At 69.8% G+C, this 24,798-nt stretch carries 15 protein-coding genes and 1 pseudogene; 10 read left to right on the top strand and 6 right to left on the bottom strand.

Annotated features, from left to right (window positions below):
* Positions 1-65 precede the first annotated feature (65 nt).
* Positions 66-2,564 carry a DEAD/DEAH box helicase gene (locus ACPEH2_RS06530; protein ID WP_423718473.1) on the top strand — a complete coding sequence of 833 codons (2,499 nt, stop codon included), beginning with the start codon at positions 66-68 and terminating at the stop codon, positions 2,562-2,564.
* On the opposite strand, the gene ACPEH2_RS06525 is transcribed toward ACPEH2_RS06530, so the two are convergent.
* Positions 2,561-3,103, bottom strand: a complete 543-nt coding sequence (locus ACPEH2_RS06525) for a pyridoxamine 5'-phosphate oxidase family protein (RefSeq protein ID WP_359918926.1) — start codon at positions 3,101-3,103, stop codon at positions 2,561-2,563. The two genes, ACPEH2_RS06530 and ACPEH2_RS06525, sit on opposite strands and share 4 nt — an antisense overlap.
* 81 nt (positions 3,104-3,184) lie before the next feature.
* Between ACPEH2_RS06525 and ACPEH2_RS06520 the strand changes: the two genes are divergently transcribed.
* Positions 3,185-3,703 (top strand): DUF1697 domain-containing protein, encoded by a 519-nt coding sequence (locus ACPEH2_RS06520; RefSeq protein WP_359918924.1) that lies wholly within the window; start codon positions 3,185-3,187, stop codon positions 3,701-3,703.
* Positions 3,700-3,939, top strand: a complete 240-nt coding sequence (locus ACPEH2_RS06515) for a hypothetical protein (RefSeq protein ID WP_359918922.1) — start codon at positions 3,700-3,702, stop codon at positions 3,937-3,939. Before ACPEH2_RS06520 ends, ACPEH2_RS06515 begins: the two co-directional genes overlap by 4 nt.
* Before the next feature lie 8 nt (positions 3,940-3,947).
* Here ACPEH2_RS06515 and ACPEH2_RS06510 read toward each other — a convergent pair whose 3' ends face one another.
* Both ACPEH2_RS06510 and ACPEH2_RS06505 read right to left on the bottom strand, forming a co-directional pair.
* A complete protein-coding gene (locus ACPEH2_RS06510) occupies positions 3,948-5,189 on the bottom strand; it encodes an HNH endonuclease signature motif containing protein (RefSeq protein ID WP_359918920.1) in 1,242 nt (413 codons plus the stop codon).
* Between the two features lie 78 nt (positions 5,190-5,267).
* Positions 5,268-5,726, bottom strand: coding sequence for a GNAT family N-acetyltransferase (locus ACPEH2_RS06505; RefSeq protein ID WP_359918918.1), 459 nt, complete (start codon positions 5,724-5,726; stop codon positions 5,268-5,270).
* Positions 5,727-5,915: 189 nt separating this feature from the next.
* On the opposite strand from ACPEH2_RS06505, the gene recQ reads away from it, so the two are divergent.
* Positions 5,916-7,973 (top strand): DNA helicase RecQ, encoded by a 2,058-nt coding sequence (gene recQ / locus ACPEH2_RS06500; protein ID WP_359918917.1) that lies wholly within the window; start codon positions 5,916-5,918, stop codon positions 7,971-7,973.
* A gap of 15 nt (positions 7,974-7,988) precedes the next feature.
* Here the strand turns inward: recQ and ACPEH2_RS06495 are convergent, their stop codons facing one another.
* Positions 7,989-8,432: a MarR family winged helix-turn-helix transcriptional regulator gene (locus tag ACPEH2_RS06495; protein ID WP_359918915.1), complete on the bottom strand. Its 444-nt coding sequence runs from the start codon at positions 8,430-8,432 to the stop codon at positions 7,989-7,991.
* A 60-nt stretch (positions 8,433-8,492) separates the two neighbouring features.
* Between ACPEH2_RS06495 and ACPEH2_RS06490 the strand changes: the two genes are divergently transcribed.
* Both ACPEH2_RS06490 and ACPEH2_RS06485 read left to right on the top strand, forming a co-directional pair.
* Positions 8,493-8,861 carry a VOC family protein gene (locus ACPEH2_RS06490; RefSeq protein WP_359918913.1) on the top strand — a complete coding sequence of 123 codons (369 nt, stop codon included), beginning with the start codon at positions 8,493-8,495 and terminating at the stop codon, positions 8,859-8,861.
* Positions 8,862-8,970: 109 nt separating this feature from the next.
* Positions 8,971-9,702: pseudogene (locus tag ACPEH2_RS06485) on the top strand (ABC transporter substrate-binding protein); the annotation flags it as partial.
* Positions 9,703-9,793: 91 nt separating this feature from the next.
* On the opposite strand, the gene ACPEH2_RS06480 reads toward ACPEH2_RS06485, so the two are convergent.
* Both ACPEH2_RS06480 and ACPEH2_RS06475 read right to left on the bottom strand, forming a co-directional pair.
* On the bottom strand, positions 9,794-11,932 hold the full coding sequence (locus tag ACPEH2_RS06480; RefSeq protein ID WP_359918911.1) for an alpha-galactosidase: 2,139 nt from the start codon (positions 11,930-11,932) through the stop codon (positions 9,794-9,796).
* Positions 11,933-11,944: 12 nt separating this feature from the next.
* Positions 11,945-13,204 (bottom strand): GNAT family N-acetyltransferase, encoded by a 1,260-nt coding sequence (locus ACPEH2_RS06475; RefSeq protein WP_423718470.1) that lies wholly within the window; start codon positions 13,202-13,204, stop codon positions 11,945-11,947.
* A gap of 196 nt (positions 13,205-13,400) precedes the next feature.
* Between ACPEH2_RS06475 and ACPEH2_RS06470 the strand changes: the two genes are divergently transcribed.
* From ACPEH2_RS06470 to ACPEH2_RS06455, 4 genes are all read left to right on the top strand, one after another.
* Entirely contained in the window at positions 13,401-15,506 is a 2,106-nt protein-coding gene (locus ACPEH2_RS06470; protein WP_359918908.1) for an acyl-CoA dehydrogenase, read from the top strand.
* A gap of 30 nt (positions 15,507-15,536) precedes the next feature.
* Positions 15,537-16,106 carry a DNA-3-methyladenine glycosylase I gene (locus tag ACPEH2_RS06465; RefSeq protein ID WP_217529921.1) on the top strand — a complete coding sequence of 190 codons (570 nt, stop codon included), beginning with the start codon at positions 15,537-15,539 and terminating at the stop codon, positions 16,104-16,106.
* Between the two features lie 60 nt (positions 16,107-16,166).
* Positions 16,167-18,497 carry an ATP-binding cassette domain-containing protein gene (locus ACPEH2_RS06460; RefSeq protein WP_423718469.1) on the top strand — a complete coding sequence of 777 codons (2,331 nt, stop codon included), beginning with the start codon at positions 16,167-16,169 and terminating at the stop codon, positions 18,495-18,497.
* A 169-nt stretch (positions 18,498-18,666) separates the two neighbouring features.
* Positions 18,667-24,780, top strand: a complete 6,114-nt coding sequence (locus ACPEH2_RS06455) for an Ig-like domain-containing protein (protein ID WP_359918903.1) — start codon at positions 18,667-18,669, stop codon at positions 24,778-24,780.
* Positions 24,781-24,798: the final 18 nt, after the last annotated feature.

Here is a 24,798-nt window from a genome sequence, read left to right as displayed (position 1 = left end):
CCGGCGGAGTCGATCCGACCTGCACCGGGCACACCGTCCCGGCGCCCGTGAGGCAGACTCGAGGGATGACCTCGACGCTCCGGGACCGCATCCCCGTCGGGTCGACCCCCGACGCGGTGTACGAGGGTTTCCTCGAATGGACGATCGAGCGCGGCATCGATCTCTACCCCGCTCAGGACGAGGCGGTCCTCGAACTCGCGTCCGGGTCGCACGTGATCCTCGCGACGCCGACCGGTACGGGCAAGTCGCTCGTCGCGGTCGCGGCACACGCGGCATCCCTCGCCCGCGGCGGCCGTACGTATTACACGGCTCCGATCAAGGCCCTCGTCAGCGAGAAGTTCTTCGCTCTCGTCGACATCCTCGGACCGGATGCCGTGGGCATGGTCACGGGCGATTCGTCGGTGAACCCCGACGCGCCGATCATCTGCTGCACGGCCGAGATCCTGGCGAACGTCGCGCTTCGCCTGGGTCCCGAGGCCGAGATCGACCAGGTGGTGATGGACGAGTTCCATTACTACGGCGATCCCGACCGCGGGTGGGCGTGGCAGGTGCCGCTGCTGCTCCTGCCGAACGCGCAGTTCCTGCTGATGTCGGCGACGCTCGGCGACGTGTCGGCGATCTCGGCCGACCTCGAGCGGCGCACGGGTCGACCGGTCGCGCACATCGCCGGCGCGGAGCGCCCGGTGCCGCTCGACTTCTCGTACGCGCGTCGCCCCGTGCACGAGGTGCTCGAGGGGCTGCTCGAGAACGGCGAGGCCCCGGTCTACATCGTGCACTTCTCGCAGGCCGCCGCCCTCGAGCGCGCGCAGGCACTGTCGAGCGTGAAGATCACGACGCGCGAGCAGCGCGACGCGATCGCCGAGACGATCGGCGGCTTCCGCTTCACGACCGGGTTCGGCAAGACGCTGTCGCGGCTCGTCCGCGCGGGCATCGGGGTGCATCACGCCGGGATGCTGCCGCGCTACCGGCGGCTCGTCGAGACGCTCGCGCAGCGCGGGCTGCTCCGCGTCATCTGCGGCACCGACACGCTCGGCGTCGGCATCAACGTGCCGATCCGGACGGTGATGATCACGGCGCTGTCGAAGTACGACGGCACGAAGATGCGGCAGCTGTCGGCGCGCGAGTTCCACCAGATCGCGGGCCGCGCGGGTCGGGCCGGGTTCGACACCCACGGCAGCGTCGTCGTGATGGCGCCCGAGTGGGAGATCGAGAACGCCGTCGCGCTCGCGAAGGCGGGCGACGATGCGGCGAAACGCAAGAAGATCGTGCGCAAGAAGGCGCCGACGGGGGTCGTCAACTGGGGCGAGGGGTCGTTCGAGCGTCTGGTGGCGGCCGAACCCGAGCCGCTGTCGCCGCAGTTGAAGCTGACCTCGGCGATGCTCATCAACGTGATCGGTCGCGGCGGCGACGTGTTCGCGAACGTGCGGTCACTCGTTTTCGACAACCACGAGCCGCGCGCGCGGAAGTACGAGCTGGCCCGCCGGGCGATCGCGCTGTCCCGGACCCTCGTGGCGGCGGACATCGTCGTGGCGGATGGCGACGGCATCCGTCTCACCGTCGATCTGCAGCCGAACTTCGCGCTCAACCAGCCGCTGTCGCCGTTCGCGCTCGCCGCGATCGACTTGCTGTCGCCGGAGGACGGCGAGACCGGGACGGGGCATTACGCGCTCGACGTGGTGAGTGTCATCGAGGCGACGCTCGACGATCCGCGCGCGATCCTGTCGCAGCAGGAGTACAAGGCGCGCGGCGAGGCGGTCGCGGCGATGAAGCGCGACGGCATCGAGTACGACGAGCGCATGGAGCTGCTCGAGGCGGTGACGTGGCCGAAGCCCCTCGCGGAGCTGCTGGCGCAGGCGTACGAGACGTTCGCGTCGAGTCAGCCGTGGGTGCGCGATTTCGAGCTCTCGCCGAAGTCGGTCGTGCGCGACATGTTCGAGCGGGCCATGTCGTTCGGTGAGTTCGTCTCTTTCTACCAACTGGGGCGCAGCGAGGGGCTGGTGCTGCGGTACCTGTCCGATGCCTATCGGGCGATCCGACAGACGGTGCCGGCGGAGGCGCGCACCGACGACCTGCTCGACCTGATCGAGTGGCTCGGCGAGCTGGTGCGGCAGGTCGATTCGAGCCTCGTCGACGAGTGGAACGCGCTCGTGAACCCGGCGGACGACCCCGAGGCTCCCGTCGTGCCGCCCGCGCCCCCGTCGGTGCTGACGAACCGTCGAGCGTTCGTCGTGCTGGTGCGCAACGAGATGTTCCGCCGGGTGCAGTTGGCCGCGCTGCAGGACGACGATGCGCTGGTCGAGTTGGATCCGGATGCCGCCTGGCCCGACGTCCTCGACCGGTACTTCGACGATCACGACGAGATCCTCACCGGCGGGGCGGCCCGCAGCCCCGCGTTGTGCGTCATCGACGAGTCGTCGGCGTCCGACGGGGTGTGGCGGGTGGAGCAGATCATCGACGACCCGGCGGGCGACCACGATTGGCGGATCTGCGCGGAGGTCGACCTCGAGGCATCCGTCGAAGAGGGCGCTGCGGTCGTGCGGGTGACCGAGGTCGTGCGGCTCTAGAGCTCGCGGGTCCAGTCCTCGCCGTCGCGTGTGAAGACGATGCGGGTGTGACGTCGGTCGGGGGAGCCCTGCCAGAACTCGATGCGCTCGGGGACGAGGCGCCAGAGCACCCAGTCGCCGGGTGCGAGGAGCGCACCGGCCGGACTGCCGGCGATGTCGGCCGCGCTCTCGTCGGGTGCGGCCTCGCGCACGGCGCCGCGGACGCGCACGGCGCGCGTGACGGGCTGCCACCAGAAGCTCAGCGCGGCGGCGGGGTTCTCGGCGAGCTGCGCGCCTTTGGCCGACGAGCGCGGACCGGCGAACTGCCAGCCGTCCGCATCGACCCCTTTGAGGATGAGGGTGCGCGCGTCGGGGAGGCCCGCGGCATCCGCTGTCGCGAGGGTCGTCGCGCGCGGTTCGGCGACGCCGGCCCGGGCGGCGTGACGTATCCACGTCTCGAACAGGGTGACGGGGTCTGACGGCAGGTCGGAGGGGTCGAGCGGCGGTGGAGATCCGGTGAGGGACGGCTGGGCGCGGAGCCACCGGGTGAGCTCGTTCATGCTCCCATCCTGCTCCGAGGTGTCACGATGTCGGTGCGGGCGGGCAGACTGACCCCGTGGCGACCTACCTCGCATTCCTGCGTGCGATCAACCTGGGGGGCGAAGCGGGTGTTCCCGAAGGACGACATCCGGCGCGTCGTCGAGAGTGTCGGGTTCGAGGATGTCGCGACCCACATCAACACGGGCAACGTCCGTTTCGAGTCGCGGATGCGGTCGCGCCAGCGGATCGAGCGGACATTGGAGGCGGCCTTCGCCGCGAATCGCGGATTCGAGGTCCCGACCATCGTGTTCTCGACCCCGGAGTTCCGCGAGGTCGCACGGCAGACGCGTGAGCTGGATGATGCGAACCCCGGGCTCGCGCGTCATTACGTGTACTTGCTGAAGGGCGAGCTCTCGGCAGCGCAGATCGCGGAGATCGAGGGTCGTGCGGACGAGCGCGGTCGGATGGTGGTGCGGGGGCGCGCGGCGCACGCGCTGCTGCAGCCCGGGTACCAGGACGGTGCGGTCGATCCGCTGGGCGCTGCGTCGTTGCTGGGTGTCGCGACGAACCGCAACGCGAACGTCATCGGGACGCTCGCCGAGAAGTGGTGCAGTGCGTGAGCACCGTGATCCGCGAGCCGGTCGCGGCGGATGCCGAGGCGATCGCTGCGCTGCACGTCGCGACGTGGCGGAGCCTGTTCGACGCCGTCATCCCCGCGGGGCCGGCGGTCCTGTGGGTCGCGAAGGAGAATCCCCGCGCGATCGCGTTCTATCGCCGGAGCGGTTTCGCCTTCGACGGTGCGGAGCAGACGGATCCCGGCACACCGGGCATCGTCGAGGCGCGGATGGTGCGGTGAGGCATCGGCTAGAACGGCGGCGGTCCGGGTGGGTCGACGGTGAATTGCGGAATGCGGCGTTCGGGCCTCACGAGGTAGACCCGGCCTGCGGGTGAGGTCCATTCGAGTGCACCGCCGGGTTTGGCCTCAACCTGCCAGTCGGATTGGTGTTTGAGGGTGTGATGCCCTCGGCACAGCGGGGCGAGGTTGTCGGCGGCGGTGTTCCCGCCGTGATGCCAGTCGATGGTGTGGTCGAGGTCGCACCGATCCGCCGGGGTGCCGCATCCAGGTGCCATGCACCGGGCGGCCCGCCAGGTGACCAGCCGTCGGAGATCCGCGGGTGGCCGGTAGGTGTCGCGTCCGATGGAGAGGACGACACCGGTTTCGGGGTGGGTGAGCACCCGCATCCACCCCGATGCTGCTCCGCACAGTTCCCTCGCGCGGTCGATTGGGATGGGGCCGACGCCGTCGACTTGGGCGGCGGGTCCGTCTCTGGTGAGGAGGGTGAGGGCGGGCACGGTGACCGCCACAGTCGGGCGGATCCCTCGCGCGGAGTCGGGGAGCGCGTCGGTCTCACCGTCGAGGAGGAGGTCCCCGAACACGTCCGCGCGTTTCTGGTCCAGGGTGCGCTCGTCGTCGGCGGAGTCGAGGGTCTTCGCGATGGCGGTGAGCCTGCCGGCGATCGCGTGTGCTTCGACTGCGGGGAGGTGTGCGGTCAGCCACGCCATACCATCCACGCCCGCATCGACACGTACGTATCGGTGCGCGACGGCCGCGGCGTGCTGTTCGGCGAGGGTCGCTTCCTGCTCGCGGTCGACGATGCGTTTCATCGCGCGCCGGAACGGACCGGTCGGGAGTTCTTCCGCGAGGCTCAGCACCTCAGACACGAGCCCCGCGGTGACGTCGTCGAGCTGATCCAAACCGTCGACGATGATCGTCGCGTGGGTGTCGGTGATGTCCGCATGGCTCATCGCCTCCCACACCTTCGGGTACCGACGCAGCAGCGCGTGCCCGACACCCATCAACCGTCCCGCGGCGTGCTCGGTGATCCGCAACGCGGATGCGACCTCGAGCCGCACCGACCGTTCCACGAACGCGACCGGTTCCTCCCGACGGCGCGCGTCGGCGATCGCGTCATCCCACAACTCGACGATGCACGCGTACCGCTGCGCGGCGTGGATGGTCGCCATGTCGGCGCACATCACCACCCAGTCCAGCGTCGTCGGGATCCCCTCCGGGACCTCATCGCGACAATCGGCTGAACTGGACATAGTCCCAGACTAGGAGGGGGTTCCGACATCACTTTCGGCTGCCGCCCGGCATCCGTCTCGGCGCAGCACCCGACCGACTCACGCCCCGCCGAGCACCCGCGTCCACGCGACCTCGCGCGTGATCTGCCCGGTCGCGACGAATGCCCGCACCTGATGCGTGTCGGCCAGGACGCGCGCGAGCTCCGACAGGTCCGCGCCGACGAAGCCCAGCGACTGCCAGAACGCGCCCGACCGGCGGCTGAACAACCACGCCGTCGCCGCGCCCTCGTCCGCGGCGCGGTCGAGCGCGAAACCGGCCATTTCCCTCCCGCGCCCGCGGGCGCGCGACGTCGGCACGACCGCGACGCTCCGGATCAGCGCGTGCGTGCCGTCGCCGCTCAACTCGTACCCGGTGCTCCCGATGATCCGACCCGACTCGTCCCGCTCGACCCACAGCCGCACCGACGGCTCGTCCAGCCCGGTCACCGTCAGGTCGACCTCGCGCAGGAACGCCTCGACCTCACCGGCATCCGCCGTCATGCACCTGCTCAGTTCCATCCCCGCTCCTCCCCGTTCCCGCGGCGCGCCCCCGCGCCGAGACTGCACGAGCGCGTCGAGACTGCGTTCGCGCGCCGCATCCTCGTCGCCCGGGTGCAGTCTCGCGAATCGGTCTCCCCATCCTCGCAAGGGCGCGGGCGCCGTCCACATCCGCAGACCGTGTCGGATGCCGCGGCTAGGGTTGACCGGGTGAGTGACGGCGGATGGCAGAACGACCCCTACGCCGATCTCGTGTGGGATCCCGACGACGTTCCGCCACCGGACGACTTCGACTCGCCGCCTCCGCCTGACCCGCGGTTCGACGACTACGCCGCGTCCGTCGCCCGCGCGACGCGCGCCGAACCGGCACGCCCCCAGCCCGCGCGAACCCAGCCCGCACGCCCCGCCGCACCCCCGGCATCCGTCCTGCGTCTCGAGCGACGCGACCACGTCGGCGATGACCCGGTCAAGGTCCTCACCGAAGTCTTCGGCTACACGGCGTTCCGCGGCGACCAGGGCGACATCGTCTCGCACGTCGTCGCCGGCGGCGACGCGGTCGTCCTCATGCCGACCGGCGGCGGCAAGTCGATCACGTACCAGGTGCCCGCGCTCGTCCGCCCCGGCACGGGACTCGTCGTCAGCCCGCTGATCGCGCTCATGCACGACCAGGTCGACGCGCTCATCGCCAACGGTGTGCGTGCCGCATTCCTGAACTCGACGCAGACCCCGGCCGAGCGCGCGGGTGTCGAGCAGGCGCTCCTCGACGGCGAACTCGACCTCATCTACGTCGCACCCGAGCGGCTGTCGGTCCCCGCGACGACCGCGCTCCTGCAGCGCGCGCAGCTCAGCGTCATCGCGATCGACGAGGCCCACTGCGTGTCGCAGTGGGGCCACGACTTCCGCCCCGACTACCTCGCGCTCGGCGACCTGGCCGAGCGGTTCCCCGGCGTTCCGCGCATGGCGCTCACCGCGACGGCGACCCGCGCGACGCACACCGAGCTCACCGAGCGCCTGCACCTGCAGGGCGCACGGCATTTCGTCGCGAGCTTCGACCGCCCGAACATCCAGTACCGCATCGAGCCCAAGGTCGACATGCGTCGCCAGCTCGTGCAGTTCGTGCGCTCGCAGCCCGAGGGCGCCGCCGGCATTGTCTACGCGCTCAGCCGCAAATCGGTCGAGCAGACGGCCGAGTACCTGCGCACGCAGGGCGTCGACGCCCTTGCGTACCACGCGGGATTGGATGCCTCGATCCGCGCCCGGCACCAGTCGCGGTTCCTGCGCGAAGACGGCGTCGTCATGGTCGCCACGATCGCGTTCGGCATGGGCATCGACAAGCCCGACGTCCGTTTCGTCGCCCACATCGACCTGCCCAAGTCCGTGGAGGGCTACTACCAGGAGACCGGTCGCGCCGGCCGCGACGGCGAACCCGCGGTCGCGTGGATGGCGTACGGTCTCGGGGACGTCGTGCAGCAGCGGCGCCTCATCGACCAGTCGCCCGGCGACCGCACCTACAAGATGCGCATGGGTCAGCACCTCGACGCGATGCTCGCCCTGTGCGAGACGGTCTCGTGCCGGCGCCAGAACCTGCTGAACTACTTCGGCCAGTCCTCGGATGCCTGTGGAAACTGTGACACCTGCCTCACCCAGCCCGATACGTGGGACGGCCTCATCGCGGCGCAGAAGCTCCTGTCGACGATCGTCCGCCTGCAGCGGGAGCGCAACCAGGCGTTCGGCGCCGGGCACCTCATCGACATCCTCCGCGGCGCCGCGACCGAGCGCATCCGCCAGCAGGGCCACGACAAGCTCTCGACGTACGGGATCGGGAACGATCTGTCCGAGCAGGACTGGCGCTCCGTCGTCCGCCAGCTGCTGGCCCGCGGCATCCTCGTCGCGCAGGGTGAGTACGGGGTGCTGACGGTCGGCGAGACCGGGGCCGCCGTGCTGCGCGGTGAGGAGCCGGTGCCGTTGCGGCGCGACGTCCTCGGCCGCACCGGTGGAGGAGCGACCCGCGCGAAGAAGTCGTCGACGGCCGACTCGTTGCCCGAGGGCGACCGCGACCTGTTCGAGGCGCTCCGGGCCTGGCGCGCCGAGCAGGCCCGCGAGCAGGGCGTCCCCGCGTACATCGTGTTCGGCGACGCGACGCTCCGCGCCCTCGCCGAGCAGCGCCCGCGCTCGGTCGGCGACCTCGACGGCATCACCGGCATCGGCGCCAAGAAGCGCGAGGCCTACGGCGAGGCCGTCGTCGCCGTCATCGCCGCGAACGCCTGAGCCGCGAACGCCTGATCAGCCGTCGCGGAGGGCGCGCGTCATCCGGGTCAGCAGCTCGAACGCCTGGCGGCGCTCCGGCGCGGACAGCTCGGCGAGCATCCGGTCCTCGACCGTCTTGACCGCGGCGCTCGCGTGCGCGCGCTGCCGCCGCCCGGCATCCGTCAACGTCACCGGCAGCGCCCGCCCCTCGGACGCGGTCGTCGCGCGGGTCACCCAGCCTTCGCGCTCGAGGGACTGCAGCAGCACGTTCATGCTCTGCCGCGTGACGAAGGCTCCCCGTGCGAGCTCGGAGTTCGAGAGGCCGGGTCGCTGCGCCAGCAGCTCCAGGCAGGAGTACGACGTGACGGTCATCCCGAGCGGCCGAAGCACGTCCTCCATCGCGATCCGCAGCGCGCTCGAGGCCTCCTTGAGCAGATAGCCGAGCGATGTGGGGAGGTCGATCTCTTCCGTATGGACCATGTCAGAAGTCTGACATACAGTGATCGGTGTCAGAAAACTGACACAAAGAAGGGATGCCTCATGCCCACCATCGGACCCGATTTCGTCTCCCTGCAAGTCACCGACCTCGACGCCTCCCAGCGGTTCTACGAGCAGTACCTCGGACTCGTGCGCTCACCCGCCGGACCCCCGCACGCAGTGGTGTTCGACACCGCCCCGATCGCCTTCGCCCTCCGCGACCCCGTGCCCGGCACCGACCTTGCAGCGGCCGACCATCCCGGAGTCGGAGCTGCCATCTGGATGCGAGCCACCGACGTGCAGGCGATCCACGACACCCTCGTCGCCGACGGCCAGACGATCGTCGCCGCGCCGATCGAGGGCCCGTTCGGCCGCACGTTCACCTTCGCCGACCCGGACGGCTACCGGATCACCCTCCACGACAAGGCATGATCCCCATGTGACGTAACACTCTTACCTCCCGTGACCACGCGGCGTGCGGCCGCGGAGCGCGCGTGCTCGGATGAGGCCTGCACCCGTCCTCATCCGTCCTGGAGTCCTCATGACCCGTCCCCTCCGCGCCGCCCTCGCCGCCGCAGTCGGCGCCGCGCTCGTCGCGGCGCTCGCCGGCTGCGCCGGCGCCGCCACCGCACCCACCTCGAACGCCGGAGCGGGCGAACCGTAGACCGGTGGCACCCTGACCTACCTCGAACCGCAGACCTGGAACACCCTGTACCCGGGGTCGGGCGGTTTCTACCCGAACGGCGGTGTCATCAATAACATCACCGACCGCCTGCTCTACCAGGACCCCGAGACCCTCGAGCTGGAGCCGTGGATCGCCGCCGAGCTGCCCGAGGTGAACGCGGATGCCACCGAGTACACGTTCACGCTCCGCGATGACGTCACCTACTCCGACGGCACGCCGCTCGATGCCGAGAACGTCGCGAAGAACTTCGACCTGCTCGGCCTGGGCGACCCCGACCGGAAGTTCACCGTCTCGGAGCAGGTGACCAACTACGAGAGCAGCGAGGTCCTCGACGAGCACACGGTGCGCTTCCACTTCAGCGCCCCCGCACCCGGTTTCGCGCAGGCGACCTCGGCGATCAACGCCGGCCTGCTCTCCGACGAGACGCTCGACCGCACGAGCGAGGAGTTCGGCCCGGGCAACGCGACCGAGATCATCGGCAGCGGCCCCTTCGTCGTCGCGTCCGAGGAGATCGGCACCAAGATCAGCCTGACGGCGCGCGACGACTACGACTGGGCACCCCCGTCGCAGCGTCGCCGGGCGCACGCTCTGCCAGTCGAACGTGCCGATGCAGACGACGATCATGACGGCGACGAGGGCGGCCGAGTTCCTCGACCAGCTCGAACGGATCTGACAGACCTCAGACCGCGGTGACCTCGACGACGACGGCCTGCTGCGGGTTCTGCACCGGCGGTCGCAGACCGACGACGGCGAGCTGACGCCCGGTCAGCACGGTGTCGTGGTGCGCCCACTCGAGCGGGGACTGTGCGGGGGTGTCGATGATGCCGTCGGGGGTGACGATCTCGATCCGGTAGGTGCGGTCGGGGTCGAGTCCCGGGAACCGCACGCGCCCCGCCGGCGAGGAGATGAGCGTCTGGGTCTGGGTGATGGTGAAGAAGGCGGATGCCTGGTCGTCGGCGACGACACCGCGGACGTCGAGTCCGGGGTCGGCGACGTCCGCGTTGACGAGGCGGCCGGTCGCGACGAGGGGGCGGACCCGTTTGGCGAGCGTCACCCACGCGCCGACGGCCGCGGCATCCGTTTCGGTGAGGGTCGTGACGTCCCATTCGATGCCGAAGTGGCCGAACAGGGCGACGGCTCCGCTGAGGGTGAGGGAGACGGTGCGGCCGGTGGAGTGCACGTGCGGGGTGGTCAGGTGCATTCCCATCATCTCGGGCGGGACGACGAGGGCCGTGTACCGCTGGTTCTCGAGGCGTTCGATCGGGTCGAGGCAGTCGCTGGTCCAGATCCGGTCGGTGCGGTCCAGGATGCCGAGGTCGACGCGGGCGCCGCCGGAGGCGCAGCTCTCGATCTCCAGGCCCGGGTGGGCGGCTTTGAGTTCGTCGATGAGGCGGTACACGGCGAGGGTCTGCGCATGCACCTTCGCGGCTCCGCCGGGCCCGGCGGCCGCGTCGACGAGGTCGCGGTTGTGATCCCACTTCACGTACGCGATCGGGTACGCGGTGAGGATGTCGCTGATCACCCGGAACATGTACGCGTACGCGTCGGGGTGGGCGAGGTTCAGGACCTGCTGCTGACGGGCCGACGGGGGCAGGTCGGTGCGGCCGCGGAGGATCCAGCCGGGGTGGGAGCGGGCGAGGTCGCTGTCGGGATTGACCATCTCGGGTTCGAACCACAGGCCGAACTCCATCCCCTTCGCGACGACGTGATCGGCGATCGGGTGCAGACCGTTCGGCCACACCGTCTCGTCCACGTACCAGTCGCCGAGCCCGGCGGTGTCGTCGCGGCGGTGCCGGAACCAGCCGTCGTCGAGCACGTACCGCTCCACACCCAGCTCCGCCGCCGCGTCGGCGAGGGCGATCAGCTTCGGCAGCCGGTGGTCGAAGTACACCGCCTCCCACGTGTTGAGCGTGATCGGCCGAGGACGGGTCGGATGCTGCGGCCGCGAACGCCACTCGTCATGGAAGCGCGCCGCGAGCTCGTCGAGGCCGTCGCCCCACGACCCGAGCAGCTCGGGCGAGGAGATCTCCTCACCCGGCGCGAGACGGATCTCACCCGGCAGATACAGCTCACCGGCACCGAGGAACGACTCGCCCGTCGGGACCCGCTCCGCGAAGATCCGCGAGTTGCCGCTCCACGCCAGGTGCACCCCGTGCACACGCCCCCGCTCGAACCCGAACCCCGGGACGCCGGCCGCGAGCAGCAGGGTGGCGTCGGCACCGGGGCGGCCGCGCCGCGACTCCCGCAGATGCGTGCCGAAGGTCAGCTCGTGCCGCTGCGCCGACCGCTCCCGCAAGTGACGGCCCGTCGTGTCGAGGAGCTCCGTCGCCTCCCACGGCAGCGGGAGCGTCACGTGCAGCGCCTGCACCGTGTAGACATCCGCACCGTCGTTGCGCACCGTCGTCCGCGCCCGTACCAGACCGGATGCGGTCACCCGCAGCTCGTACCGCGCCGACAGGCCCGCCTCGGCGTCGGCGAGATCCAGCTCGAGTGCATCGTCCGAGGCGCGGGTCCCGACCACGGTGAAGACCGTGCTCACGCCCTCGCCGTCGCGATGCCCCTCGAGCGTCGGCGTGCCCGCCCACCCCGACGCCGCGGTCGCGACGACACCGAGCCGCACCGTGTGGTCGAGCCCGCCCGAGACGCGCTGCAGCCGCGACGCCGTCGCGAGTGAGACGAGTGTCGCGTGGGGTGCATCGCCGAGATCATCGCCCCAGTGGACGATCGCGGGGACCGCTCCGGGCTGCAGGTCGACGACGACGCTGGTGCCGCCGGAGCGGAGGTGGACGACGGTCTCGTCAGCGGAAAGGACGCGCATGCTCCCAGTGTGTCAGGAGTCTGGGAACGTGCACACACGTTCGATGCGCATCACGTGCGGAAGAGCTCCGCCATCGCGCGGTCCGTCCCGTCGCGGCAGCTCGTAGAGGTCGAGCATGAGCTGCACCGGGTAGTCGATCCGCTGGGCGACCGTCTTCACCCACCGACCGTCGATGAAGAACCGCAGCCGATCGGGAGACCAGTCGACGGCGTACTCATGCAGCGTGGTGAGGTCGCCGTCGATGCGGATCCTCTCGACGTCGTCGCGCAGCCGCGGGTCATGGTGGGCCTTGACGCCGACCCCGACCCATCCGCCGGTGTCGTCCACCTCCGATCCGAAGATCTCGGCGATGCAGATCTCCCCGGATTCCTCGGGCGAGTCCTCGAACCCGATCGGCCAGAACGCGACCATCGCGTCCGGATGCCGCACCGCGGCGAGGCGTGCCGCGATCACCCCGAAGCGGGGTAGCCACAGGCGCCGCTCCACCTGGGACTCGCGGACGACGAGCCCGTCGCGGAAGCGGTGCTGACCGGCATCCGATTCGACCTCGGCGGTGGCCTGCCCGGTCTGCAGGTGCGAGACGCGGACGTCACCGTCCCACTCCGGCGCCCACGGTTCGGTGTCCGCGTCGATGCGCAGCTCGAGGCCGCCGTCGACCCGGTACCGGGCCGCCGTCCGCGAGCGCGACGACCAATGCGGCAGGTAATGCGGCCACCACCGCTCCGCGTCGAGAGCGTCACCTGTGAAGCGCTCGTCGACGTCGGGGGTGCGCCCGGTCAGATCCAGCGGCGACATGTCCAGTGCCCACCGCCGGAAGGTGAGGATGCCGCCGCGCCACGGCTCCGACCCGGTGCCGCGCTCCTCGAAACCTGCGCGGGCGCAGAGCGCGTTCGACGGCACATTGTCGATGCCCGGGTAGGCCATGAGGAGGGTCCTGCTGCCGTCCCGACGCACCTCGGCGATCATCAGGCGCAGCGCCGCGGTGGCAACGCCGCGCCCCTGGAAGCCGGGGAGGACGCTCCACCCGGTCTCGAAGGCGGGCGTGCCCTCCTCGTCGACGGGCCAGAATCCGATCGCACCGGCGGGCTCGCCGTCGACGTCGATGCGGTACATCGCTCCCGGTCGATCGGACCACGTGCGCACGTACCGGTCGTGCCGGTCGTCAAGCTGCTCCTCGGTCTCGGGGCCGCCCAGATATGACGTCATGGCGGGTGTGTTCAAGAGCGTCAGCAGGCCGCGGTCGGCGGCATCCCATCGGGCGAGTGCGATCATCGAAGCCTCCGGGGCGAGTCTGCCACGGCGCCCCGACATCGACCGGTGTAGGCGGAGCACAAGTCAGGCCGACGACGTCCCTCCTGCATCTTGTCTCAACCGGACAACGCCTTTGGTTCGCTGTTAGAGGACTCCTACCGTTGTCGTCGAACTTCCCTGTCCCGTCGCCGATCCGGCGTCCTCAGAAAGGCCAGTGATGACCGACACCGTCGTCCGCTCCTCCACCCCCGCCGCCGACAAGCGCACCCCCGCTGGCGGCGCTCCCACCGCGCCCCACACTGCCGACGAAGCGCACGAGCCCCGCATCGACATCGACGCCGTGGGCGCGATGCTCCGCGGCACGTGGGGTCAGACCCGCCTCACGGTGCGCGAGCTCATCAAGGACCCGGCCTACTGGCGCATCGACGGCCAGAGCGTCGCCGAGCACCGCGAGCGGGTCATGGATCAGGTGCGACTGCTGGCGAAGAACGGCGGCTCGACGCGCGCCCTGCCCAAGGAGTACGGCGGCGAGGAGGACAACGGTGCCAACCTGGCCGGGTTCGAGGAACTGGTGCTCGCGGACCCGAGCATGCAGATCAAGTCCGGCGTGCAGTGGGGGCTGTTCGGTTCGGCCGTGCTGCAGCTCGGCACGAAGGAGCACCACGACACCTGGATTCCGGCGATCCGCGACGCGGAGCTCCCCGGCGCCTTCGCCATGACCGAGATCGGCCACGGATCGGATGTCGCCGCGATCGGAACGACGGCGACCTACGACCCCGAGACCGAGGAGTTCGTCATCCACACGCCGTTCCGCGCGGCGTGGAAGGACTACCTGGGCAACGCCGCGAAGCACGGACAGGCGGCGACCGTCTTCGCACAGCTCATCACGAAGGGCGTGAACCACGGCGTGCACTGCTTCTTCGTGCCGATCCGCACGCCCGACGGCGAACTGCTCCCGGGCGTCCAGAGCGAGGACGACGGGGTCAAGGGCGGGCTCAACGGCATCGACAACGGCCGGCTCGCGTTCGACCACGTCCGCGTGCCGCGGACGAACCTCCTCAACCGCTACGGCGACGTCGCTCCCGACGGCACCTACTCGAGCCCCATCGAGAGCACGGGCCGCCGCTTCTTCACGATGCTCGGCGCGCTCGTCCAGGGCCGCGTCTCCCTCGACGGTGCCGCCACGATCGCCTCGTCGCTCGCGCTCTACATCGCCGTCACCTACGGCAACCAGCGCCGGCAGTTCGACTCCGGCGCCGGCACCGACGAGGTCGTCCTCCTCGACTACGGCAAGCACCAGCGCCGCCTCCTCCCGCTCCTCGCGCAGAACGTCGCCCAGTACTTCGCGCACGACGAACTGCTGCGCACCTTCGACGGCGTCTTCGGCGGCACGTCCGACACCCCCGCCGAGCGCGAGAACCTCGAGACCCTGGCGGCCGCGCTCAAGCCACTCAGCACCTGGAACGCGCTGCAGACCATCCAGGAGGCGCGCGAGGCCTGCGGCGGGTCGGGCTTCATGGCCGAGAACCGTCTCGTGGGGCTGCGCTCCGACCTCGACGTCTACGTGACCTTCGAGGGTGACAACAACGTGCTGCTCCAGCTGGTCGGCAAGCGCCTGCTCGCCGACTTCGCGAAGCAGTTCAAGGGGGCGGATGCCGCGACCCTCGCGAAGTTCGCCGTCGGCCAGACGGCGGGCAAGGTCTTCCACGGCGCAGGGCTCCGCAGCCTCGGGCAGACGGTCGCCGACTTCGGCTCGACCGCACGCTCGGTCGAGCTGGGGCTCCGGGCCGAGCAGCAGCACGAACTGCTCGCGGGACGCGTCGAGCAGATGGTCGCCGACATCGCCGGCGCGCTGCGCCCGGCATCCAAGCTCCCCGCGGCCGAGGCTGCGGCGCTGTTCAACACGCACCAGGCCGAGCTCATCGAGGCCGCGCGGGCGCACGGCGAACTGCTGCAGTGGGAGGCGTTCTCGGATGCGGTGAAGGCCACCGAGGACGACGGCACGCGGCAGGTCCTCACCTGGCTGCGCGACCTCTTCGGTCTGCACCTCATCGAGAAGCACCTGGCCTGGCACCTCATCAACGGGCGTCTGTCGACCCAGCGCGCCGCCGCGGTGTCGAAGTACATCGACCGCCTCTGCGCGCGGCTGCGTCCGCACGCGCAGGACCTCGTCGACGCGTTCGGGTTCGCGCCCGAGCACGTGCGCGCACCGATCGCCTCCGGCATCGAGCGGCAGCGGCAGGACGAGGCGCGGGCGCACTACGCCGACCTCGCGGCTCGCGGTGAGGCACCCGTGCCGGAGAAGTCGCTCAAGAAGAAGTGAGCGTCGGAGGCCGTCGGTAGCCTGGCACGCGTGGAACTGCGTGTCGGGCCCGACGGCCTCCTTCGTTGCGGCTGGGTCGGCGACGACGCCGAGTACCGCCGCTACCACGACGAGGAGTGGGGGCGGCCACTCCATGGCGACCGGGCCCTCTTCGAGAAGATGAGCCTCGAGGGGTTCCAGGCGGGGCTCTCGTGGATCACGATCCTCCGCAAGCGCCCGAGGTTCCGCGAGGTGTTCGCGGAGTTCGACCCGGTGACCGTCGCCGCGTTCGACGAGGCCGACGTCGACCGGCTCATGGCCGACGCGGGCATCATCCGCAATCGCGCGAAGATCCTCGCAACGATCGGCAACGCGCGGCTCGTCACAGAGATGGCCCCGGGCGAACTCGACGCGTTCATGTGGTCGTTCGCCCCGGCATCCCATCGGCGACCGGAGACCTTCGCCGAGGTCCCCGCCACGACGGCGGAGTCCGACGCGATGTCGAAGGCGCTGCGGAAGCGGGGGTTCCGCTTCGTGGGGTCGACGACGATGTACGCCCTCATGCAGTCGACGGGCATGGTCGACGACCACGTGAGCGGGTGTCACCGGGCCGGCGGCTGACCGCTTGCCCCCGGGGGTGTGCGCGAGGATCATGTGGGGACGGCGGGCGGAGAGGCGGACATGGCGGAGCACGAGATCACCGACGTCGACGGGCCGGCATCCGATCCTCCCATCGCCGACGCTCACGACGTCATCCGCGTCATCGGGGCGCGGGAGAACAACCTCAAGGGCGTCGACGTCGAGATCCCCAAGCGCCGCCTCACCGTCTTCACGGGGGTGAGCGGATCGGGCAAGTCCTCGCTCGTGTTCGGCACCATCGCGACCGAGTCGCAGCGCCTCATCAACGAGACGTACCCGACGTTCGTCCAGCAGTTCATGGCGCAGCTGTCCCGTCCCGAGGTCGACGGCCTCGAGAACATCAGCCCCGCGATCATCGTCGACCAGGAGCGGATGGGGGCCAACGCGCGCTCGACCGTCGGCACCGCGACCGACGCGTACGCGATGCTCCGGCTGCTCTTCAGCCGCCTCGGCGAGCCGCGGGTGGGGTCGCCGCAGGCGTTCTCGTTTAACATCCCGACCGTGCCCGGGTCCGACGTCGTCACCGGCGGCATGTGCCCCCGGTGCGAGGGGCTCGGCGAGGTGAGCGACGTCGACCTCGACGAGCTCTTCGACAGCTCGAAGGCGCTCGCCGAGGGCGCGATCACCGTCCCCGGCTACAACGTGGACGGCTGGATGGTGCGGATCTTCACCGAGTCGGGGTTCCTCGACGCGGCCAAGCCCATCGCGCAGTACACCGAGCAGGAGCGCGCCGACTTCCTGTACAAGGAGCCGACCAAGGTCAAGCTCCAGAACATGAACATGACCTACGAGGGTCTGGTCCCGAAGATCACGAAGTCGTTCCTGCAGAAGGATCGGGAGGCGCTGCAACCCCACATCCGTGCGTTCGTGGATCGCGCCGTCAAGTTCCACCCCTGCCCCGAGTGCGGCGGCAGCCGACTGAACGAAGGCGCCCGTGCCTGCCGCATCGACGGCGTGAACATCGCCGACGCCGCCGCGATGCAGATCACCGACCTCGCCGCGTGGCTCGACACGATCGATGCGACGACCGTCGGGCCGCTCCTGTCGGGGCTGCGCAAGGTCATCGCGTCGTTCGTCGACATCGGCCTCGGGTACCTGTCGCTCGACCGCTCGTCGGGGACCCTGTCCGGCGGCGAGGCGCAGCGGACGAAGATGATCCGTCACCTCGGCTCCGCGCTGACCGATGTCACCTACGTGTTCGACGAGCCCACCGCAGGACTCCATCCCCACGACATCCAGCGCATGAACGACCTGCTCCTGCTGCTGCGCGACAAGGGCAACACCGTCCTCGTCGTCGAGCACAAGCCCGAGGTCATCGCGATCGCCGACCACGTCGTCGACCTCGGCCCGCATGCGGGATCGCGCGGCGGGCGGATCATGTATGAGGGGGACGTCGCCGGGCTCCGGGCATCCGACACCCTCACGGGACGGCACCTCGATCACCGGGCAGCGCTGAAGACCTCGACCCGCCCGGCGACCGGTGCGCTGCAGATCCGCGGCGCCACCCAGCACAACCTCACGGGGGTGGACGTCGACATCCCGCTCGGTGTCTTGACGGTCGTGACCGGCGTGGCCGGGTCGGGCAAGTCCTCCCTCATCCACGGCAACGTCCCGTCGTTCGACGACGTCGTCGTCGTCGACCAGTCGCCGATCAAGGGGTCGCGCCGCTCCAGCCCGGCGACGTACACGGGCGTGCTCGATGCGATCCGCACGGCGTTCGCGAAGGCGAACGGGGTGAAGGCCTCGCTGTTCAGCGCGAACTCCGAGGGCGCGTGCCCGGCCTGCAAGGGGCTCGGGGTCATCATCACGAACCTCGGCTACACGCAGAGCGTCGAGACGCGATGCGAGGTCTGCGAAGGGTCCGGCTTCAGCGAAGCGGTGCTCGAGTACACGCTCGACGGCAGGAACATCGCCGAGGTGCTCGCGATGTCCGCCGAGGAGGCGCACGAGTTCACGACCGGACCGGCCAAGACGACGCTCGGTCGCATGATCGACGTCGGTCTCGGCTACATCACCCTCGGTCAAGCGCTCAACACGCTCTCGGGCGGTGAGCGGCAGCGGTTGAAGCTCGCGATCGCCATGGCGAAGAAGGGGGCGGTCTACGTCCTCGACGAGCCGACGACGGGGCTTCACCTCGCGGACGTCGACAACCTGCTCGCCCTGCTCGACCGATTGGTGGATGCCGGCAACTCCGTCATCGTCATCGAGCACCACCAGGCCGTCATGACGCACGCCGACCACATCATCGACCTGGGTCCCGGCGCCGGTCGCGACGGCGGTCGCATCGTGTTCGAGGGGACACCGGCGGCGCTGGTCGCCGACCGCAGCACGCTGACGGGCGAGCACCTGGCCCGCTACGTCGGCGCGGTCTGAGCCGACCGAACCGAAGAGCATAAGTGGGGAGAACTCCCCACGTCACGCGCTCGTCCGAAATTGGTCCCTCGCTTAGGCTTTATACCGTCCACACGCCGTGCCTTCCGGTCGATCGATCGGAGGCCGTCGGTCCTGCGAACTCGTCTGTCCGGGGGGAGTCAGAACGCTCATGAAGTCCTTCGCCTGGCTCCGTTCGCGGCCCCGCACGATGGCATCGATCGGCGCCGTGACCGCCGCCGTGGTCGCCATCGGTGTACTCGCGCTCACCTACGACGGCGAGCCGACGACCGAGGTTGAATTGAACGACGGCGGCGTCTGGCTGACGAAGCAGACGAGCCTGCTGGTCGGGCACTTCAACAACGAGTCGCGCCTCCTCGACGGCGGCCTCCGCACGCTGTCGCAGGAGTACGACATCCAGCAGGCGGGCAACCGCGTCCTGGTCACGGACCAGACCGAGAACACCGCCACGGCGATCGACCCGGCTCGTGTCGTGCTCTCCGACAAGGCCGACCTCCCCTCGAACGCCCAGGTCGTGCTGGGCGGCCCGACCGTCGCGACGATGGACGAGGGCGGAGCGCTGCGTGCCGCGCCCTTCACCTCTCTCGCCGCCGTCGGCAAGGAAGCCGGCGATCCGATCGCCGAGCTCGGCCGGGGTGCCGCGGTCACGGTCAGCACGGCCGGCCTCGTCTACGCCGTCTCGGCCGAGAAGGGTGTGCTCTACGCGTATGCGCCGGATGCGCAGGGGGCGTTCGTCCAGTCCGCCGAGCGCGAGCTCGAGGGCATCGAGAAGAACGACGAGCTGGCGATCACCTCCGTCGGCGGCGTGAGCGTCGTCCTCGACCGCACCTCCTCGACGCTCTACACGAGCGACGGGCTCGTGACCCAGGTTCCCGACGAGGCGATCCTGCAGCAGCCCTCGAACGTGACCGACACCGTCACGCTCGCCACCTCGTCCCAGCTGGTGCGCGTCCCGCTCACGGGCGGCGACCCGGTCACGACGGATGCCGGTGACGGCGGCGCTCCCGCGCAGCCGGTCTACGTCGCGGGGTGCGCGTACGGGGCCTGGTCGGGCTCCGGCACCTTCGTCCGCGACTGCGTCGGCGACGAGGACGACCTCACCAAGACGGTCGAGGGGATCGACCGCTCGAGCCAGCTCCGCTTCCGCGTGAACCGCGACGTCGTGGTCCTCAACGACATCTTCGGCGGGTCCGCCTGGATGGCCAGCGACGCCCTCCAGCAGGTCGACAACTGGGAGGACCTCACACCGCCCGAGGGCGAGGGTGAGGAAGAGGAGGAAACGACCGAGGAGACAGTCCAGTCGACGCTCCCCGAACGCACCGAGAAGAACACTCCGCCGGTCGCGGAGAACGACCGCTACGGGGTGCGTCCGGGCCGCACCACGGTGCTCCCCCTGCTCGAGAACGACCTCGACGCGGACGGCGATGTGCTCGTCGCGAAGGTCACAGGCGACCCGTCGATGGGTGAGATCACGCCCATCTACAACGGCACGGCTCTTCAGATCGCGCTGCCCGAGGATGCCGCGGGGACGACCTCGTTCCGGTACGAGGTGTCGGACGGTCGCGGCGGCAAGGACACGGCGCGTGTCGACCTCGAGGTCCGGCCGCTGAGCGAGCACTCGGCGCCCACGCAGAAGCGCAGGACCGCGATCACCGTCGAGCAGAGCGGTGTCGTGTCCTTCAACGTCCTCAGCGACTGGATCGACCCCGATGGCGACGACATCTTCCTGCGCGATGTCACCCCGGACGGCGGGGATGAGGCCGAGTTCACCTCCGACGGGCAGATCACCTACCGGGCGATCGGGGGCATGCAAGGGCGCAAGGACGTGCCCGTGGTCGTGTCCGACGGCAGTGACTCCACCACGGGGGTGGCGAGGATCGACATCCGGCCCCTCGGAACGACGATCCCCGTGACCAACGCGGACCACGTCGTGACACGACCCGACCGTCCCGTCACAGTGCGACCGCTGACCAACGACACCAGTACCGGAAGCGAGCAGCTCCGGCTGACGCGAGTGGACGACGTCGACGGCGGCACGGTGACCCGTGATTATCCCGACAAGTCGTTCACGTTCGAGGCTCCGAACACCGGCACCTACTACGCCACGTACCTCGCCTCTGCGGGCGCGAACTCCGCCCCCGGCATCGTGCGCATCGACGTCCTTCCGGACGAGGATGCCGACGTCGCGCCGATTGCGGTGCGTGATGTCGCACTCCTCCCCGCAGGCGGCGACGTGCTCGTCAACGTGTTGGGCAACGACACGGACCCGGCCGGCGGCATCCTCGTGGTCCCGTCGGTCACCGTCGACGAGGACAGCGGAATCGCCGCGGCGGTGCTGGGACACGAGACGATCCGCATCAGCGACCAGGCGTCCCTGGACAAGCAGGTGCGGCTGACCTACACCATCTCCAACGGATCGCAGTCCGCCACGGGCGAGGTCATCGTGATCCCGGTGCCCGCCCCCGAGAAACTACGCCCGCCGATCGCCGTCGACGACGAGGTCGTCGTCCGCGTCGGCGATGTCGTGACCATCCCCGTGATGGAGAACGACTTCCACCCGAACGGCGACGAGATCCACATCTCGCCCGAGCTCGTGCCGCCGCTCATCGATGAGGCCGACGGCGACCTGTTCGTCTCCGAGGACACTCTCCGCTTCCGCGCGGGTCCCGAGCCCAAGACGGTCAACGCGACCTACGAGGTCGAGGATTCGACGGGCCAGCGGGATGCCGGTTACGTCACCATCCGCATCCTCCCGCGTGACGACGACGCGAACGCCGCGCCGCGCCCCCGCGACGTGACGGTCCGCACCCTCAGCGGCTCGGGTGTGCAAGTGGCGATCGATCTCGACGGGATCGACGCCGATGGCGACTCGGTGGAGCTCGTCGGTCTCGCATCCTCTCCGAAGAAGGGCCGTGTGTCGGCCATCGACGCCGACTCGTTCGCGTACACCGCATTCGAGGAGTCGGTCGGTGTCGACCGCTTCCAGTACCGCGTCCGTGACAACCTCGGTAAGGAGGCGACGGCGATCATCGAGGTCGGCATCGCGCCGGCCGAGTCGACCAATCAGGCGCCGTACGCCGTGCGCGACACCATCACGATGCGGCCCGGCCGCACCGTCGCCGTCGACGCGCTCCAGAACGACTCCGACCCTGACGGTGACAAGTTCGGATTCGCGGAGAATGCGGTGAAGGTCGCGGACGTCCCGGGACTGAGCGCGGAGGTGTCAGGACAACAGCTCCTCATCACGGCGCCCGACGAGCCGATGCAGACCAGCGTGCTGTACACGATCGCCGACGAACGCGGACTTCGCGCGACGACCTCGGTGCAGATCACTGTCGACCCGGACGTGCCGTTGGCCCGGCCGATCGCTCGCGACGATCGGGTCCGGGCGGAGGACGTGGCCGAGGACGGTACCGTCGTCGTCGACGTGCTCGAGAACGACGACGACCCCGACGGCACCCGTTCGGCGCTGGAGGTCGCGCTCGGCGAGGGCGGAGAGAACGCGCGTGTCCTCTCAGGCGGTCGGGTGAGTCTCTCTGTAGGTGACGAGCGTCAGCTCATCACCTACCTCGTGACGGACGAGGACGACCAGGTCGCCGCAGCCTTCATCCACGTCCCGGCACTCGCCGATCTTCCGCCGACGCTGATCTCGGCGGAGGGCGTCACCGTCAAGAGCGGCGAGACGATCGAGCTTCCGCTGTCGGACTTCGTCCGTGCGTCCGGGGGGCGCGACGTGGTCATCACGGAGACCGAGAAGGTGACTGCCGCACACAGCAACGGTGCGGGACTCGTCAAAGATGAGTCGACGCTCGTCTACACCTCGGCCGACCGCTACTTCGGAGCGGACGCGTTGACCTTCGAAGTCACCGACGGCAATGGACCCGATGACGCGGACGGCCGCAAGGCCACGCTCACCATCCCGATCACGGTGACCCCACCCGACAATGAGCCCCCGACCATGATCGGTGCGTCCGTCTCGGTTGCGCCGGGCGAGGACCCGGCCACGCTCGGTCTGCGGGAGCTCGTCACTGACCCCGATCCGGGCGACATGGACAACCTCACGTTCGCGCTCGCCTCCGACCCGCCGGCTGGTGTGAGCGCCTCGGTCGACGGTCAGTCGTTGCAGGTGTCCGCCCAGCCCGACGTCGCGAAGGGCACGCGCTTCTCGCTCACCGTCCGCGTGACCGACAACGAGACCGAGCCTGTGGAGGCCAACATCCAGGTGACGGTGACCGCGTCGACGCGCGAGCTGCCCTCGGTGAACGACGATGTCGTCCCGCAGGCCGACCAGGGCGAGACCGTGTCCCTCAACGTCCTCGAGAACGATGTCAATCCCTTCCCTGACGCACCGCTCGAGATCGTGAACACGCAGATCGAGACGGGTGAGGTGACCAGCGTCGATGTCTCGGGTGGCACGGTCCGAGTGACGACGGGCAGTGAATTCGTCGGCAACGTCGTCGTCCGCTACACGGTGCAGGACGCGACGCAGGATGCCGACCGCCGGGTCGACGGCCGGATCCGCATCACGGTACAGGGCCGTCCCGATGCGCCCGGCAGGCCGACGGTGACCGCCGTGGAGAGCCGTACGGTCGTCCTCAGCTGGACGCCGCCGGTCGACAACGGTCGCCGCATCGAGGGCTACACCGTCACGTCGACGGCGGGCGGTTACACCCGCGAGTGCCCGTCCACGACCTGCACGCTGGACGGCCTGACGAACAACGTCGAGTACAACTTCGTCGTGACCGCGACGAACAGTGTCGGTGAGTCCGATCCGTCGGTCCCGTCGGAGACTGCTCGCCCGGACGTGCGGCCCGACCAGCCGGCCCCGCCGACACTGACCTTCGGCGACCGTAGCCTCGACGTCGCGTGGAAGACGCCGCGCACCGAGGGTTCTCCGGTGGAGAGCTACACCCTCGAGATCTCCCCTGCGCCGCCATCGGGCGTCGCGCAGAAGACCGGCCTCACGGGCAACACGCACCGCTGGGAGGGCCTGCAGAACGGCACCGAGTACCAGGTGCGCGTCCGCGCCCACAATCGCGCGCCCGAGCCGTCGGACTTCTCGCAGTGGTCCGCCGGTGAGATCCCGGCCGCCCCTCCGTCGGCCTCGGGCGCTCCCACAGTGGCGCGCCTCGAGCCGGTGGGGAACCGCGCGCAGATGCGCGTGTCCTGGAATCGGCCCGCTGAGAACGGCGACGCGATCGGCGGTTACGAGCTCCGCGTGATCCGCGGCGGCAACGTCGTCGACACGATCGCCGTACCCGCCGGACAGACCAGCCAGGCGGTCGTCGTCGACACGTCGCAGTCCGACTACACCTACGACGTCCGTGCGCAGAACAAGGCGGGATGGGGCGATCGAAGCCCGCAGTCGGCGCCGCGCCGCGCCTTCACGCCGCCCGGCGCGCCGTCGAACGTCGTCGCGCGCGAGGGCGACAACCAGGTCGTCGTGCAGTGGGAGCCCGGCGCGTCCAACGGCGCAAACGCGAACGAGATCCAGTACCAGTACAGCGTGAACGGCAACGGCTGGCGGGCTGACTGGGTCGCCGGCGGCGGCTCGGGGACGTCGGGGACGATCGGCAACGGGGCGGTCAACAACAACGGTGCCTACACGATCCGGATCCGTGCGGTGGCCACCGCCGACGGCACGACGTACGAGGGGCCTGCCTCGGCGGCATCCAACCAGGTGCGGCCGTACGGCCAGATCGGCAAACCGACCGCGAGCGCGTCGACCATCGATGACGGCAGGACCATCAGGATGAGCTGGTCCTCGCCTGCCGCGAACGGTCGGCCCGTCACGACGGAGATCCGCACCGGCGACGGCAACGGGTGGCGCAAGGTCGCCGCTTCCGGCTCCGAGGACTACCGCGTGGACTACAGCACCACGCGCACCATCGAGGTCCGTACCAGTGCGGACGGAAGCAAGACCACGACGGCCCAGGCGAGTGCGCGCAGCGTGGATGCCCCGCCGCCACCTCAGCCTCGCGTATGGGTCACGCGAGGAGACCGCGCTCCACAGAGCTGCAACAACGGTTGCTACAAGTTTGTCGTCAACACCCGGGACTTCCCGGCGGGCCGATACAACGTCGCGTGCAAGTACAGCGGCGGCAGCGGCAACGTCAGCCCTAATGCCTTCGCCTACGACCTCCCCGCCAACGGCTCGAAGCAGATCGAGTGCTGGCTCGGCGCCGACGGCTACGACGTCTGGGTGGACATCCAGGGCTGGGGTGGTGCCGTTGACACGGAAAAGCAGTGGTGGCCGCGTGGATGAGTCGTTGAAGAATTTCGA

It is taken from the genome of Microbacterium sp. NPDC064942 (assembly GCF_049545525.1).
Classification (GTDB): Bacteria; Actinomycetota; Actinomycetes; order Actinomycetales; family Microbacteriaceae; genus Microbacterium; species Microbacterium gawkjiense.
The sequence above is the reverse complement of the archived record's forward strand: the minus strand, read 5'-3'. Positions and strand labels throughout refer to the sequence as shown.